The 14355-nt window shown below is 52.3% G+C and carries 10 protein-coding genes; 2 read left to right on the forward strand and 8 right to left on the reverse strand.

Annotated features, from left to right (window positions below; all coding sequences use genetic code 11):
* Positions 1-231: 231 nt before the first annotated feature.
* The 4 genes from WF513_RS01900 to WF513_RS01915 form a co-directional block, all read right to left on the reverse strand.
* Positions 232-1965 (reverse strand): hypothetical protein, encoded by a 1734-nt coding sequence (locus tag WF513_RS01900; RefSeq protein ID WP_339081070.1) that lies wholly within the window; start codon positions 1963-1965, stop codon positions 232-234.
* A 59-nt stretch (positions 1966-2024) separates the two neighbouring features.
* Positions 2025-3134, reverse strand: a complete 1110-nt coding sequence (locus WF513_RS01905) for a DUF4297 domain-containing protein (RefSeq protein WP_339081071.1) — start codon at positions 3132-3134, stop codon at positions 2025-2027.
* Between the two features lie 171 nt (positions 3135-3305).
* Positions 3306-4082, reverse strand: a complete 777-nt coding sequence (locus tag WF513_RS01910; protein WP_339081072.1) for an NERD domain-containing protein — start codon at positions 4080-4082, stop codon at positions 3306-3308.
* 638 nt (positions 4083-4720) lie between these two features.
* Complete coding sequence (locus WF513_RS01915) at positions 4721-5119, reverse strand: hypothetical protein (RefSeq protein ID WP_339081073.1); 399 nt, start codon at positions 5117-5119, stop codon at positions 4721-4723.
* 78 nt (positions 5120-5197) lie between these two features.
* Here WF513_RS01915 and WF513_RS01920 point away from each other — a divergent pair, with 78 nt between their 5' ends.
* Both WF513_RS01920 and WF513_RS01925 read left to right on the forward strand, forming a co-directional pair.
* Entirely contained in the window at positions 5198-6187 is a 990-nt protein-coding gene (locus WF513_RS01920) for an ImmA/IrrE family metallo-endopeptidase (protein ID WP_339081074.1), read from the forward strand.
* Complete coding sequence (locus WF513_RS01925; RefSeq protein ID WP_339081075.1) at positions 6184-6675, forward strand: type II toxin-antitoxin system VapC family toxin; 492 nt, start codon at positions 6184-6186, stop codon at positions 6673-6675. Before WF513_RS01920 ends, WF513_RS01925 begins: the two co-directional genes overlap by 4 nt.
* A gap of 273 nt (positions 6676-6948) precedes the next feature.
* Here the strand turns inward: WF513_RS01925 and WF513_RS01930 are convergent, their stop codons facing one another.
* From WF513_RS01930 to WF513_RS01945, 4 genes are read right to left on the reverse strand one after another with little or no spacing between them, the layout of a single operon-like run.
* Positions 6949-8136 carry a GIY-YIG nuclease family protein gene (locus tag WF513_RS01930; RefSeq protein ID WP_339081076.1) on the reverse strand — a complete coding sequence of 396 codons (1188 nt, stop codon included), beginning with the start codon at positions 8134-8136 and terminating at the stop codon, positions 6949-6951.
* Positions 8129-10249: a DEAD/DEAH box helicase gene (locus WF513_RS01935; RefSeq protein WP_339081077.1), complete on the reverse strand. Its 2121-nt coding sequence runs from the start codon at positions 10247-10249 to the stop codon at positions 8129-8131. Before WF513_RS01935 ends, WF513_RS01930 begins: the two co-directional genes overlap by 8 nt.
* The gene (locus tag WF513_RS01940; RefSeq protein ID WP_339083372.1) at positions 10246-11304 is read right to left on the reverse strand and encodes a PDDEXK nuclease domain-containing protein; all 1059 of its coding nucleotides are present in this window, start codon (positions 11302-11304) and stop codon (positions 10246-10248) included. Before WF513_RS01940 ends, WF513_RS01935 begins: the two co-directional genes overlap by 4 nt.
* A gap of 8 nt (positions 11305-11312) precedes the next feature.
* Entirely contained in the window at positions 11313-14093 is a 2781-nt protein-coding gene (locus WF513_RS01945) for a DNA methyltransferase (RefSeq protein ID WP_339081078.1), read from the reverse strand.
* Positions 14094-14355 lie beyond the last annotated feature (262 nt).

The following is a 14355-nucleotide window of genomic DNA, read 5'->3' on the forward strand; positions in this document are numbered from 1 at the left end:
ACAGTTAGCTGAAAGTAGCGTCGTAGAGCGGGTTAAGCGTAATTGAGCGAAATCTGTAAAAGCTGGGCACTGTACCGCCAGTGTACTGTTTTTTGTACTGAGAGACGGTCAGGCTCAGCTGCTGCAGGCTGTTTGCTCCTTACGTTTGGTTGTCACCTATAGGGAAAAATCTGTCCCCTTTTCATGTGGAAGGGGGCAGGTTTGAGTTGACGATAATTTTGAGTGCTGCGCTCAAATAGCAGCGATATTATCTAAGAAACGTAAGCTCTCACGATGTGCCGCATAACCTGATTCGCTCAAAAGCTTTTTATCAGTAAGTTTTATAACTTTTGCATCTTCTTTGAAGTTAGCAAGATCCTCTCGATCCATGGCGCATAAAATAATCTGTGACTGTTGAGAAATGTCTATTTTGAGCAGTGCTAGAATTTCTGTATATGATTGATTGACTTGCTCGTGCTGGTTTGGTGTGTCAATGATAAACGGGGCTGCCACAGTTTTGTACTTATAAATCTGTTGCAGAGTGGCCAGGTAGTATGCCAGCAGCCCGCGGACGCTTTCAGCTGCGCCGCCACTTCCATATAGTTTTTTGTAGTCTTTTGGTGATCTCACTTGAGATAAATTCACACCGTCTGCTTTAAGCTTGCTGATGTACTTTTGCAGGTTGAACATGAACTCGTCATTCATCGCTTCTTTTTCGTCTTTGCTGAGCAGTCCTTTTTGTTGCTTTTTAAAAGCGCGATTTTCCCGTTCGACGTTTTTTATAATTATGTTGTTTTCATCGCGTTTTTGCCCAACTCTTCTCTGGACCGCAAGGGAGGCAAGGCCCTCAATAAATGATGTAGGATCATCACCTTCGGTATCTTCAGAGCTTGGCAATTGAGACGCCACGAGTGATTCAATCTCAAATATTTTCGATTTAGTGGCGTAAAGCTTTGTTTTATTTTTATCAATACTTTCCGTGATTTTAGAGAGATTGGTAGCAAGGCTGGCGGCCAGCTCTGCTGCGCTGTCCTTGTCGGCTAAAATAGAAGAGCGATTCACCAAAGAATTATCATGCTCTGTTCCACAGATCGGGCAGTTCAGTACGTCCCCGACTACATTCTCTACGGAAAATATATAGTCATTTTGAAGTGATTTTATCGCTTTTTCTACGATATTTAACTGACTTGAAGTGTGCTCTTTGTCAATTTGTTGTTTGGCGAGTTCAGAGAAAATCATCTCTTGTTCAGCTTGTAGCTCCGAAAGAGAGTCCGTTATATTAGAAATGAGGAAGTCGACTTCTGCCGATGTGGCTGCCAGCAAGCGCTTAGATGAGGGTACGAACTCGCTCATTACTGATAAAGTCGTATCGATCCTGCCGACTACTTGTGCGGCATCTTGCTTGATATCATTTTTTGCTGCGATCTGCTTTTCAATAGAAAAGTGCCTGTCAGTTAAATAACCTGTGTGACATTCAATTATTGTACGCTGCCAGTTTTTGTACTGAAGTAAACCCGAGAAGGACGTCCAAGCCTTCGACCAACTTTCGCGTTGGTCTAGATAAAAAGGTAGAAAAAAGAATGCAGGAGGTGGTACTTCAAGAGAGGCTGAGTCGTCACGGCTGGGCAGCAGGGCATTGAAATCAACAAGTTTGGCGAATTGATTTGAGTAGTCCCCTGTGATTTTTGGGAACCTTTGCCAGCTTGAACCAGTTTTTAGCCAGATTTGGTTGCCTTTTCTCGCGGTTGCGTAGCTCTCTTCGCCGATGTTAAATTCTACGAGTGCTAGAACGTCAAGGGCTACCCAAGTCGTATCGAAGTGTGGGTCGCAGCCAACCGCCCATAAAAGAATTTTTGCAAGTGTTGATTTTCCGATGCTGTTGTCATCACCTGTTATTAGGTTCAGCTTCGGACTTAACTCGAATTGCCCGCCACATTTTAGGGAATCCGATATTATTGTCACCTGCTTGAATATCATTTTTTTCATAACGCTTAGTCCTTAGGTTTCTAACTAATAATTTATAGTTTTCTAATCCTGATGAAGTGTTAGATTTTTTTTGATAATTCATAAATTATTGCTGCCTCTAATGTTTGTTCATCTGGAAATGCATCTACTGCGGAGGCTTCCATTTTTGAAATTACTGCAGGAATGAATATGCCGGCACTTTCGGTAAGCTCTTCAGCCGACGGCGCGTCGAGGATGCTATCAATAGCTTCGCTGATTGATTTACATGAGTTCAAGTAGGGCATGGACCTGCCATATTTGTGCTCCTGATAGTACCGCCTGAACGCATGAATCAACGGTATGCGAAGGTGAAGCTTGACCGACAATATGTCCATAACTGATCTGAACAAGGCTAAATCAGAATCGGCCGAAGGGTCCTGAAGATAGAGGTCAATTACCTTTTGCACATCTATCGAAGTGAGCCCTTTTTTTTGTACGCATTCTTCCCACTTCGAAAAGTCGAAAGCTATCATCCCTTTACGGCGCAGATCATCCATTAATGACAAATAGATGCTATGAGGTTTGTATTTAGAGTCGGGCCACTTGGACTCAATCATGTTCGAGAGGCGACCTATCGAGGCATCTTGAAATGATTCAGATGTCAGATCCGATAGAATAAAGCGCAGGGTTTCTGGGATTGTATTGGAGCCGATTTCAGATTTAAGAGCATCTGATATTTGCTGTAGGCACTCGGGCGTCAAGTCGCCCGTACTAATGATAGAGAGCTCAAGGTCTTTATCTATTTGCTCTAGATTGAATCCACTTGTGTTAACAAGGCCGAGTGAGCGCAGGCGATCATACAGCCCCTTTTTGTTAACGCCATCCATCATTTTTCCAAGGATGGATAACTCCTTTTCGCCATCTTTTTTTGTTTTGCGTTTCAGTATTCGGTTTAGGGTCCACTTACCTGTCGCATAATTTTTAACCTGATTGAAGTCGAATTTTACTGATGCTGGGTCCAGGCCGTCTCCGATGATTACATCTTCATGGTATTCGACAAAAACCACATACTCTTGAGTGTCTGCGTGGCGCTCAAGTATTTTGCATAGCGCCCAATGATATTGATATTCGTACTTTTCGAATGTTTTCGCACCAGCGTGCTCTCGCTGAGCCGAGCCAAGTGGATTGCTGGAGCTGGTTGTTCCGTTCATTGCGGCTCCTTAAAAAACTTTTCAAAGTCTTGAGAAACCATCAAGCATCTCCCGTTTATGGTTTTTGATGGCGAAACGCTACGATCTCGTTGTTGAAAGAAAATTGTCAAACAGGAGAAAAAAGGGACAAATTTATTTTGTGCCCGGCCATTCTTTGATCGTTTCATTGTTCTACCTCTCAAAGACCTGCATCGTTCGGCACTTGGGGAAAGTCGAACATCCCCAAAACTGCTGCCCCGCTTTCGCCCCTGACTTCACGGTGCGAATCAGCAGGGCACTGCCGCATTTTGGACATTGCCGTTCTGCTGTCGGATCACTCCGTCGCTTCAGGTTCTGCACATGCTCGCGGTGGGTGGCGAGGGTGGGGGCGCGGCGGCCGGTTTGCAGGGCGTGAAGCATGGCGTCGACTTCAGCCTCGCTGAATACCGGTTGCTGGAATGAATGGATATAGCCGATAAAGCCGATGCCTTGGGTCACGTTGGCCGGCACTTCGGTTTTGAAGGTACTGCCGCCGACAAAGGTGATTACCGAGTGCAGGTGCTCGGGATCAACCCCAAGGGTGGCTTCCAGAGCCTTGAGGTGTTTGTAGTTCTGCCGTAGCGGGTTCTGGAATTTGAACGTGCGCTTGTAGAGCTTCTGCGTCCACTGCGCCTGTTTCTCGCTACCGAAGATCCAGCCGCTCATGTTCTTCGTTTCCAGCACGAAGATACCGAAGGGCGAGAGGAATACGTGATCGATCTGCGTGGTGCCGTCTGGCGTGTTCAGCGTGACGTTATGCAGGCGGCGGTAGGTTTGCTTATCCAGTTGAAAGTGGGCGAACAGCCGCACCAGAAGTTCGCCGATATAGCCCTTGCCCCAAGGTGATTTGAACAGCGTGATCAGCAGCATGAGTGGAATAAACCAGCTCAACATGCCCCAGACCTGGGCGATGATAGGGGTGAAGTCCATTTCTTAACCTTCGGTAATCCTTAGTTAAGCGGATAGTACCGAAAGTCAGCGTAAATGGACGAGCGTATTCAATGGCGACAATCGGTTCATTGCGTGAGCTGAATATTCCGGCTATTCGGCTCACTCGCCTCTACGCACGCGTTCAGGCTTGAGCTTCAGCCGCCGCGTTGATTTTTGCTGAGGTCGGCATAGACCGTTGCCGCTGCTGGCTTGGTATTTCGCTTGAATCATCGCCTTGGCTCGCTCTGCCACTTTCCGTGCTTGCGCGATATAGCTGGCATCGCCGGTTACTTCCGCGCCGGCCAGAAACACCTCTATATCTTCATCATCGGCTAGGTATTTGGAAGGTCATAGGGTGTCAGCAGCTCGCTGCTCATGGGGACATTCCTCGCTAGTCTAGATTTTCGCGTCGCGAAAATGAGGATGTGACTTGCTGGTCACATTTTTTCGCGTGGCGAAAATCCGCAGCGGGTGCTGACCTTTACCTGATTTGGAACTCACCCAGGCTGGGAGCGGTTCGTCCACTGTCCATGGACTGAGGACGGCTACCCGTGCGGCTAGTCACGCCGATATGTCACGGGTAAGGAATTTGATTTTTTACTCACAACCGGAAGAACGTGGGTAAAAAACTGGGAAATTTACCCACGTACCGCAGGTGGCAGATTGTTCACGTTGCTCAACAGTGCAGACAACTCGTCGTTGAGATAGAAATTCAGGTGTTCTGCCTTTATCAGCTTCAGATCATAGCCAGCTGCCTCGAGCAGCCGAACCAGCACCGACACGCTCATATCACCTTTGGTCAGTGTTCCCATGCGTGCCACCGTGGTGCGCGCGACACCAGCACGGCTGGCCAGCGCTTGTTGGCTAAACGCCTGATGGCCGGAGCCGTAAGAATGATGCTGACATTGGCAATTTCTTCGGTTTCGGCAAAAGGCGCAAAGCGCAGGATGGAATAGGTGTACGCGCATCTCATTCGAGGTGGTTCTTGAGGTTGCTTGGTTGACAAAAAGTGACTTTATAGTATTTTTGTCAACCAAGGGGGGCACATGATTTACGACAGAATACGACGCGCCAGGCTACTTCGAGGTCTTACTCTAGAGGCCTTGGCCCAACAGATGGGAGACATCACCAAGCAAGGTTTAAGCAAGCTTGAGAAGGGGCTGATTGCTCCTAACTCGACCCGCCTGTTGCAGCTGGCAGATGCTCTGAATGTTAGCCCGGAGTATTTTTTTCGCGCAGAACCTGTGCCGCTGGCTCCTTTGGAGTTTCGCAAACTCGCAAAAATGCCCAAATATCGTCAGGAACAGGTCAAAGAGCAGATCCGTGAACATTTGGAGCGCTACATCGCTCTGGAAAGTTGTTTCGATCCTGCCGACATCCTGGCTCCGCCTACTCCGTTCCAGTTTCTTGACGTGGCCTCAATTGAGGATGCTGAGAGAGCTGCGGGCGCGCTCCGTGAGCACTGGAAGATTGGCGGCGACGCTATTGCAAATTTCACCGAGCTGCTGGAAGAGAACGGCATCAAGGTTGCGCTGTTAGACGGGCCTGACGACTTTGATGGTGCTTGTGCCGCTACCGAGGACGGCCAGCATGTTCTGATTGCCCTCAACGCTCAGCGACCGGGTGAGCGGATGCGCTTCACCGCAGCACACGAGCTTGGGCATTGGGTGATGAAGCTACCCGAACAAATGCCAGAAAATGAAAAGGAGCGCTGCTGTCATCGCTTTGCGGGCTCATTTCTCTATCCTGCACATTGCGTCACTAGTGACTTCGGTAGCCACCAACGTTCACACGTCCACCCGCAGGAGCTGTTGATCGCGAAACGGCAGTACGGTTTATCCATGCAGGCTGCGTTGTACCGTCTGAAGGATCTCCATCTGCTCAGCGAGCCTGGCTATCAAGCGCTGACTATCCAATTCAGCAAGCGCGGATGGCGTAAGTCGGAACCTGAACCGCAAGAGTGCAAGCCTCCACAGCGTTTTGAATCGCTTGTTTTCTGGGGGCTGGCTGAGGGGCTATTCAGCAAGTCTCGTGCAGCAGAACTGCTACGAAAGCCGGTCAGTGCGCTGGACGGAGATCTTTCAGGCCCGATGGCGCGTGCATGAGTAAGGTCTATATCAGTGACACAAACATCCTGATCGACTTTAGGAATGCAGGGCTGCTGGAGCAAATGTTCGGGCTGCCTTTTGCATTCTGCTGCACTGATTTTGTTCTTCGGGAGCTGAAAGATTTTGCCCATGCTGAGCTGCTAGGGAGAGGGCTGCTTGTTGAAACAATGGATGAGCAGAGCATTGCCAAGTTGTTTCGGCTGAGCAATGAACATAACAACAGTTCTCTGGCAGATGTCTCGTGCTATCTCCTCGCTCAAGGTACGGGCTACCCGTTACTGACAGGTGATGGCCGGCTACGCCGCCAGGCCTCATCAGACGGACTGCAAGTTCGCGGCGCTCTTTGGTTGCTGGATAGCATGCTCGAGCATAGTGTTATTCATGCCGATGAGGCTGCATATGCTCTCGAGTCGATGCTCTCCCAAGGTGCTCGCCTCCCGGCAGAAGCATGCCAGTTACGCTTGAGTACTTGGCGCAAGCTTTAGTCAGATTGAGTACGCACATGTTCAGCTTTGACCGGGCCAGGTTGTCGGGTGTGTGTATCGGCCCGAGGCTTCTGATTTAGATTTTCGCGTGGCGAAAATAACGCGGTGACTTATTGGTCATATTTTTTCGCGTGGCGAAAATCCAAAGAGCGTGATGACCTCTACCTGATGTGGAACTCACCCAAGATGGGAGCGGCCCGTCCACTGTCCATAAACTGAGGCTGGCCGGCCGGGCGAAGAGACTGGCTTCTGCCCGGACTTGATCATCACGCTTTAGCTGACCAAGCGAGCAGTTTGCGGGTCGTATGCGAAATTGGTAATCGACCCATCCCGAATGCGTTCAACCGCCTCATTGATTACGTGCAGCGGTACGAGAAACCACTCCCTAGGTTTGACTGGATTGCCGAAGCGATCTTCGATGGTTAGGTCCAGCTGCGCCGCGCCGAATAGGCGGTGGAAGATGTTTTCCAGCCGGGTGCGGTTCAGATTGTGCAGTTTGTAGGTGGCGACCACTTCCACGTCTGCCAGCAGGTAGGTGGAATCCTTGTTTGCGCAGGCAATGCGGGTTTCTACCTTTCCGCCGGTTACGCCGATTTTGTGGATTAACTCGCGGTGCTCGGCAACGAAGGGATGGTTGGACTGGCTGCGCAGTACATAGATGGTTCCGGACTCGATATCGTCCGGCTCGGCTTTATCGCTGAAAAGTGGTCCTGCGCTCGAATCAGTGATTAACCGGGCCACATCATCTCGATGTAATGCCCGTTGCAGCGATCGTTGTAAAACCTCACTTTCAGTGCCGTTGTCAAAGATGACGCGGAGTCGGCTATCACGTCGTTCATACTTGGTTGTGAACTCTTCACCCACGGTGGCGACGTAGGCAAGCTGTCCACCGATGATGAAAAACACACCTTGCTGGATCTCATCCATTGAGCGCGTCTGGAATGTACGTGTTTCTCGTATGCCATTCGCAAGTTCAATTTTGACCCTTTCGAAAAGAGGCTCAAATTTGTCGAAGTCATTGCAGCGGGTTCTGTTTGCGATCTCCTCGGCCGCCCGCTTTTCAGTCGTAGAGCGCACATGCCGCAGCACGGTGATGTCGTTCTGGTCGACGACCTCACTGCCTACACCCAGCTCGGCCAGCAAAGCGTCCTCATCCATATCATCCACATCTACCGATACTGCTGCAGTACCAGACAGTAAGCCGTAGCTATCCATCCCAGCCAGAAGCGTTGGTGCCTCAGGCAGCTTGCGTAGCTGATCCAGGCGCACGGCGTATAAACGCTCGAAGATATCGCGGTCTTCACCATGCAAGGGTGCGCGGCCATGAGCCTGATAGAAACGCAGGATGTCCTCGAAGCCGGCGATGATGCGTTCCTCACGCGGAGTGCGGTTGGCGGCCTTGAGCGGGATAGCTTCTACGCCCAGCGCATCCAGAAGGTCGTCGTCGTTCATCTCAGCCATTGGCAGATTCTCCCTGCGCCGCTTTGGCTGCCGCGCGGTAGCGTGCCAACGCAGCAACGCCTTCGGCCATACGCTTTTCCCAGGCATCGGAGGAGTTGATGTCGGGCAGGCGGCCGCGCTCGTTCTTGAACTGCAGGGCACGTCTGGCCAGCTCTCGCGCCTCATCCTCGGGGATGCTCACCTTCTTGGCTGCAATGCTGGCCTGCACCTGGCGCAGGGATTTCTCATCCATCGCCTTCGCCAGTACGGCGTAGGCCGCATCGAAGGGATTGATGCGGTCGATAAGGTCAATGTCCAGCTCGCGTACGTTAACGAACTTGCGCACACCATCGATCAGCGCCGTGCTGCCTTGAATGCTGTCACCGCCGCCGGCATCGGCTTGCGCCAGCATCAACTTGGCCTGCTGGGTGATGTTCATGGCCGCGATAGCGTGTTGGCGGATGGCTTCTTGGTCGGAGTCGCTCAAGTCTGGGTAACGCTCACGGACGATCTTGCCCATGCGCAGCTGAGTCAGCTCCTCGGGCAGGGTGTTTTCTTTGTCGAATAGGCCGCGCTCCAGCACGGTTTTATCTTGTAGGAAGCTCGTCACTACCTCGTTTAAGTCTTCCTTGCAGATGCGCGTAGCTTCCGGAGTTTGCGGCGTGACCAGCCCCTTGATCTCGACATGGATTTGGCCGGTGTCGTTGTTTACCCCGATGTTGCTGCCACCGTCTTTGTAGCCGCCATCGCCATAATCGAAGCCCTCTTTCGGGCCCATGTCCTTTGGCGTGAACTCATAGCGCGGTGCCAGCACCTGTTCCATCAGCAGGCTGGCAGAAATGGCCTTGAGCATATCGTTCACCGCCTCAGCAACGGCAGCTTGGTCGGCCATAGGCTCAGCGATCAGGTTGGTGAAGCGCGAGCGCTCCTTGCCCTCGGCATCACGCGTGGCGCGGCCAATGATCTGCACGATTTCGGTCAGGCTCGAACGGTAGCCAATGGTCAGCGCATGCTCGCACCAGATCCAGTCGAAGCCTTCCTTCGCCATGCCCAGCGCGATGATCACATCCACGTGGTCGCGGTTGTTTTTCTGCGTCGGGTCTTTCAGCGCGTTGAGCACGTTGGAGCGTCTGCCCGCGTCACTGTCATCCACCAGATCGGCCACTTTCAGGGTGCGGCCGTCCTTGGCTTTGATCAGATGGAAGCCGGTCGCCGGGTCGACACCCTGCCACTCGCCCAGTGCGCTCATGATTTCGTTAACCTCGCGCTCCTTATCTTTAAGGCTCTCGCGGGCGTTCACGTTAGGGATGTGGACGATAGTTTTCAGCGCCGGGTCCAGCACCTTGGCGACCGCATCCACATATTTACCGGTGTAGAAGAAGTAGCCAATATCCAGCGACTTGAGCCAGCGATAGCCGTTGAGCTGTTCGTAGTAGGTGTAGGTCACCGTCTCAAATTTGTTTTCTTCCTCCGGGGCCAGCACTGCTTCGCTGTCGCCACGGAAGTAAGAACCGGTCATGGCCACCAGATGCACCTTGTCGCGGCTGATGAACGCGCTCAGCTGGCTACCAAGCTTGTTGTCCGGGTTGGAGGAAACGTGGTGGAACTCGTCAACAGCAATCAAGCGGTTGTCGAACGCCTCAATGCCCAGTTCTTCTACGGCAAAGCGGAAGGTCGCGTGAGTGCAAACCAGTATCTTGTCGGAGCTGTCCAGAAAGGCGCGCACCGCTTGCACCTTGGACTTGGCCACGCGCGGCTCATCGATACCGGGGGCATTGCACAGGTTCCACTGTGGGGCTACTTGCCAGTCCCATTCGAAGCCGTGCTGGCTCAGCGGTTCATCAGCAAAACTGCCGCCAATCGAGCGTTCGGGCACGACGACGATGGCTTGTTGCAGGCCCTGGTTATTCAGCTTGTCCAGGGCGATAAACATCAGCGCGCGGGACTTACCCGAAGCCGGTGGCGATTTGATCAGCAGGTACTGTTCGCCGCGCTTGTCATAGGCTCGCGCCTGCATGGTGCGCATGCCCAGCTCATTGGCTTTGCTGGATGCCCCGGTGTGCGCCGTGGTGATGGATACCGACGGCACGGTGTAAGCATTGGTAGGGTTGGCTGAGTGGTCTGCGTTGTTCATTGAGAGTCGTCTTCCATGGATGTGTCGCCTGCCAGTTCGCGTTCGATCTGTTCGATGCTGGGCAAACTGGTTTGCAGCTCGGCGGGCAAGGATTCGAGCAGTTTGTATTCGGCAATGCCCATGGGCTGGGCCTTATCGCCCAGCGCATATTCGGCCACGATCTTGTTTTTGCTCTTGCACAGCAGCAGACCAATGGTGGGATTGTCCTGTTCGGTTTTAACCTGACGATCCACCGCCGTCATATAAAACCCAAGCTGGCCCAGATGCTCGGGCTTGAACTTGCCGCCCTTGAGCTCGATCACTACATAGCAGCGCAGCTTGAGGTGATAGAACAGCAGGTCGATGAAAAACTCATCGCCACCCACATCCAGCAGTACCTGCCGCCCGACGAACGCAAAGCCTGCGCCCAACTCCAGCAGGAACTCGGTGACGTGTTTGACCAGCGCGTCTTCGACCGCCCGCTCCTGCGCATCAGTGCCCAGGCCTAGAAAGTCGAAACGGTAAGGATCTTTCAGCGACTCGCGGGCTAGATCAGACTGCGCTGCAGGCAAACTGGCTTGAAAATTGGTTACAGCCTTGCCGCTGCGCTCCAAGAGACGAGTCTCAATCTGCATAACTAGAATGTTGCGTGACCAGCTGTGCTCAATGGCCTTAGTCGCATACCAGCGGCGGGTTTCGGGGCCGGGTAGTTTGTCGAGCAAGACCAGATTGTGACCCCAGGGCAATTGTGCAGCAGCTTGTTGCACAAACTCAGCATCCGGCCAAGCTTCGGCAAAGGCGCGCATGTATTTGAGGTTACGCGGTGAAAACCCCTTCATGTCGGGGAAGGCGCTGCGCAAATCATGCGCCAACCGCTCAATGACTTTGGCCCCCCAGCCTTGTTCGGCCTGCCGCGCCAAAATGTCTTGGCCGATCTGCCAGTACAGCAGCACCAATTCGCGATTAACCGCCAGTGTGGCGCGCTGCTGGGCGTTGTGAATGCGGCCTTTGAGGTCGGCCAGCCAGTCACCGTAACCTTCAGGCTGCGTGGTGAGGCTAACGGGGCCATTGTCCATAGAGCGACTCATGCCTTTTGCCCTCGTGGCTTTTTCGGTGCGGCCTGCGCGGCGTTTGCCGTCATCTTGGTGTACAGCTCAAACAGCTTTTCCAGTCGTTCGGTGTCGTTCTTAAAGCGACGACCGATGTAGATGCGCTCCAGCACTTCGTCGTTACGCTCGTGAGCGTGGCGCAGATTGTCAGGCATGGCGTCCGGGGCATACAGGTCGGCGATGGTGGCGGGGAAATGCGCTTCGCGGGCGAGGAGAATATTTTCGGCACAAGCGGTCAGGTCGGCTTTGTTTTGCTCGGTCAGCAGCGGGACGGGGAAGGTGTTCCAGCCGAGTAAGTTTGAGTACCGAATGTCCGTTTTCAACTTTCCACATACTGTAGAAATCCACACGTGATGAACTCTGCTGCTGATAAGCGCGAACTCATAGTCATGCCCATCAACGATTTGCATATGTGGAGCAATAACGAGAGTGTCATTCTCTAATAAGCCTGCTGTAATATATTCTCTCCGCTCAGATAGAACCTGAGGTACAAATATCTTTCTTGCCGCTACGTGCCTTCTTTCGGCGAAATACATTGGAGTAGTGCTTAGTTTGCGTGTTGCCTCTCGATTGCTCGCTGCACGATACTCTTGTACTCGCTCAAATACACCTGAGAATTCTTTGTTTTGGGTTTCTGAGAGCATAATCGTTTCATCGATGTATATGCTTCTTCGTACAATTCCCCTGATGAATTCTGCGCCACCTACAGTAATTCGAAAAATATCCTTATTTTCTGGATTGGCACTTATGCTGGATCTGTATTTGTCGTCGGGAAATGTGAACTCACCGTTGTCGTTAGACATACTTCCGTAGCCCATTACAGAAGCTTCGGATAACGGGGTCTTCCGCTTTGAAACAACGACATCTGGCATTGGAACAAGATAAGGACCAATGTTCCCAACGCTGCGCCTAGACTCATCACCATATATATATCGTTCGATTCGAGCTCCATTCCGAGCACAGCCTACGATGCTGCATGTGACACCAGCGTTATTAGCTGCATTGTTCGACCACATGAAGCTTGGGTGACACCAGTAGATTTTCAGGCTATGACTGGAAAGAATATGAAGAACTATTTCAGCCTGCTCCCCCTGAAATAGACTCGACGTTGTCACAAACGAGAAGGCGAATCTCTCAATTTTGGAAGTATATTGTGCTGCTTTTAGGAACCAGCAGCCAACGTAGTCTACGTTGCCAGAATTAATATCTTTGTTCTTAAATAGAGCTGCTATATCGTCTTTTTGCTCTTTCGTCTGGTACTTTGTTCCAACATACGGTGGGTTGCCACAGATATATGTCTCACCACCTTCGTTTTCAAAGTCGATTTCCGACTGATCCAGCGGCGTGCCAAATAAGTCATCGGCCACCACTTTCACACCTGTACCTGTGGGTGGGCAGATGCTCAACCAATCCAACCGCAGCGCATTGCCGCATACAATCCAGTTCTGCGCATTCAGCGGCAAAAATTCCGCCAGTGCATCCTGCTGGCCGCGATACAGCACGTCACACTGAAACTCGGCAATGATTAGCGCTAGGCGAGCAATTTCTGCCGGGAAGTCGCGTAGCTCAATGCCGCGAAAATTGGTCAGCGGTATTTCCGATTTATTGTTGGCTTCGCCGCGACGGCGATTGATTTCCGCCTCAATCTCGCGCATTTGCTTGTAGGCGATAACCAGGAAATTTCCGCTGCCGCAGGCTGGGTCAAATACACGGATATGCGCCATGCGTTTGCGCAGGTTGAGCAGCTTGGCCTTGTTGTCGCCGGCCGCTTCCAATTGCGCCCGCAGATCATCCAGAAACAGCGGGTTCAACACTTTAAGGATGTTGGGCACGCTGGTGTAGTGCATGCCCAGTGCGCCACGCTCTTCATCATCGGCCACGGCTTGGATCATGCTGCCGAAGATATCTGGGTTGATCTGTCTCCAGTTCAACTCCCCCGCATTTCGCAGATATACGCGCGCTGTGCGCGTGAAGCGCGGCGCCTCGGTACTACCGGAAAACAGACCACCGTTCACATAAGGGAAGGCATCGGCCCAGCTCGGCAGGCGGGGCTGCGCACTGGCGCGCAGGGCAGGTTTGATGTTCATGGCGCGGAAAATTTCCGATAGCACCTGGTCGGTGTTGGAGCCATCGCGCTCGCTGAACTGCTCAACTGTTTTGGTAAACAGGCCATCGCCATTGAAGATGTCTGTGTCTTCGGCAAAGAAGCAGAACACCAGCCGCGCCATAAAATGGTTCATATCGGCGCGGCGCGCTTCTTTGGCCCACTCGGGGTTTTCATCCAGCAGCGCGACGTACAGCTTGTTCAGGCGGCTGGTGGCGCGCACGTCGATGGGGTTGTCTTTGATCTCCTTGATGGTGGAGATGCCGGCCAGCGGCAGCAGGAAACCGAAATGGTTAGGGAAGTCCGGGTAATCGCAGGTGATGGTTTCACCCGTGATCAGTTCTTCGGCCTCCAGCGTGTGCCCGTCGGTGGCGAGGATGAACTTGGCTTTGGCTTTGCTGGTGGCCGGGCTGTCGCGCAACGCCGTGAGGGTTTCGGCCACGGTGCCGGGCTCGCAGGCAGCGATATGAATGTTGCTACGCAGTAACACGCCGCCCAGTACGTCCGATGCATTGTTATTGCCGGCACGCAGGCGCTTGAGTGCGGTGTCCTTGTTGCCAAATGCGGCCAGGAAGGTGAACGCAAATTCCGCTGCGTCGAAGGGCTCTAGTGCTAGGTCCGAAATAGCGGATTCAATTTCTACTGCATTCATGGGTTACCACTGTCCAGATCGCTACTGCGCGAAGGCGACGATTTTAGCCGCTAAATTTTTGCGTAATGGTTACGTCTCGGCCGGCTCAAGCCGCTCTATCAGCGTCGATTGCTCAGCACCGCTCAGCCGTATCGGTTTATGTAGGATGCCACTGTCATGCGATAGCCAAACGCCACTGAATAAGTGGTCAGGGAGTCAACCAGTACACGATGCTCGGGATGATAAAGGAAGGCGGTTCCGTAATGCGAAAAAGCCTGAGACC

The organism is Pseudomonas sp. TMP9, assembly GCF_037943105.1.
GTDB lineage: Bacteria > Pseudomonadota > Gammaproteobacteria > Pseudomonadales > Pseudomonadaceae > Aquipseudomonas.

Coding starts and splice junctions, on each gene's coding strand:
- WF513_RS01900 (WP_339081070.1), bottom strand. CDS start 1,965: ATGAAAAAAATGATATTCAAGCAGGTGACAATAATATCGGATTCCCTA.
- WF513_RS01905 (WP_339081071.1), bottom strand. CDS start 3,134: ATGAACGGAACAACCAGCTCCAGCAATCCACTTGGCTCGGCTCAGCGA.
- WF513_RS01910 (WP_339081072.1), bottom strand. CDS start 4,082: ATGGACTTCACCCCTATCATCGCCCAGGTCTGGGGCATGTTGAGCTGG.
- WF513_RS01920 (WP_339081074.1), top strand. CDS start 5,198: ATGGGAGACATCACCAAGCAAGGTTTAAGCAAGCTTGAGAAGGGGCTG.
- WF513_RS01925 (WP_339081075.1), top strand. CDS start 6,184: ATGAGTAAGGTCTATATCAGTGACACAAACATCCTGATCGACTTTAGG.
- WF513_RS01930 (WP_339081076.1), bottom strand. CDS start 8,136: ATGGCTGAGATGAACGACGACGACCTTCTGGATGCGCTGGGCGTAGAA.
- WF513_RS01935 (WP_339081077.1), bottom strand. CDS start 10,249: ATGAACAACGCAGACCACTCAGCCAACCCTACCAATGCTTACACCGTG.
- WF513_RS01940 (WP_339083372.1), bottom strand. CDS start 11,304: ATGGACAATGGCCCCGTTAGCCTCACCACGCAGCCTGAAGGTTACGGT.
- WF513_RS01945 (WP_339081078.1), bottom strand. CDS start 14,093: ATGAATGCAGTAGAAATTGAATCCGCTATTTCGGACCTAGCACTAGAG.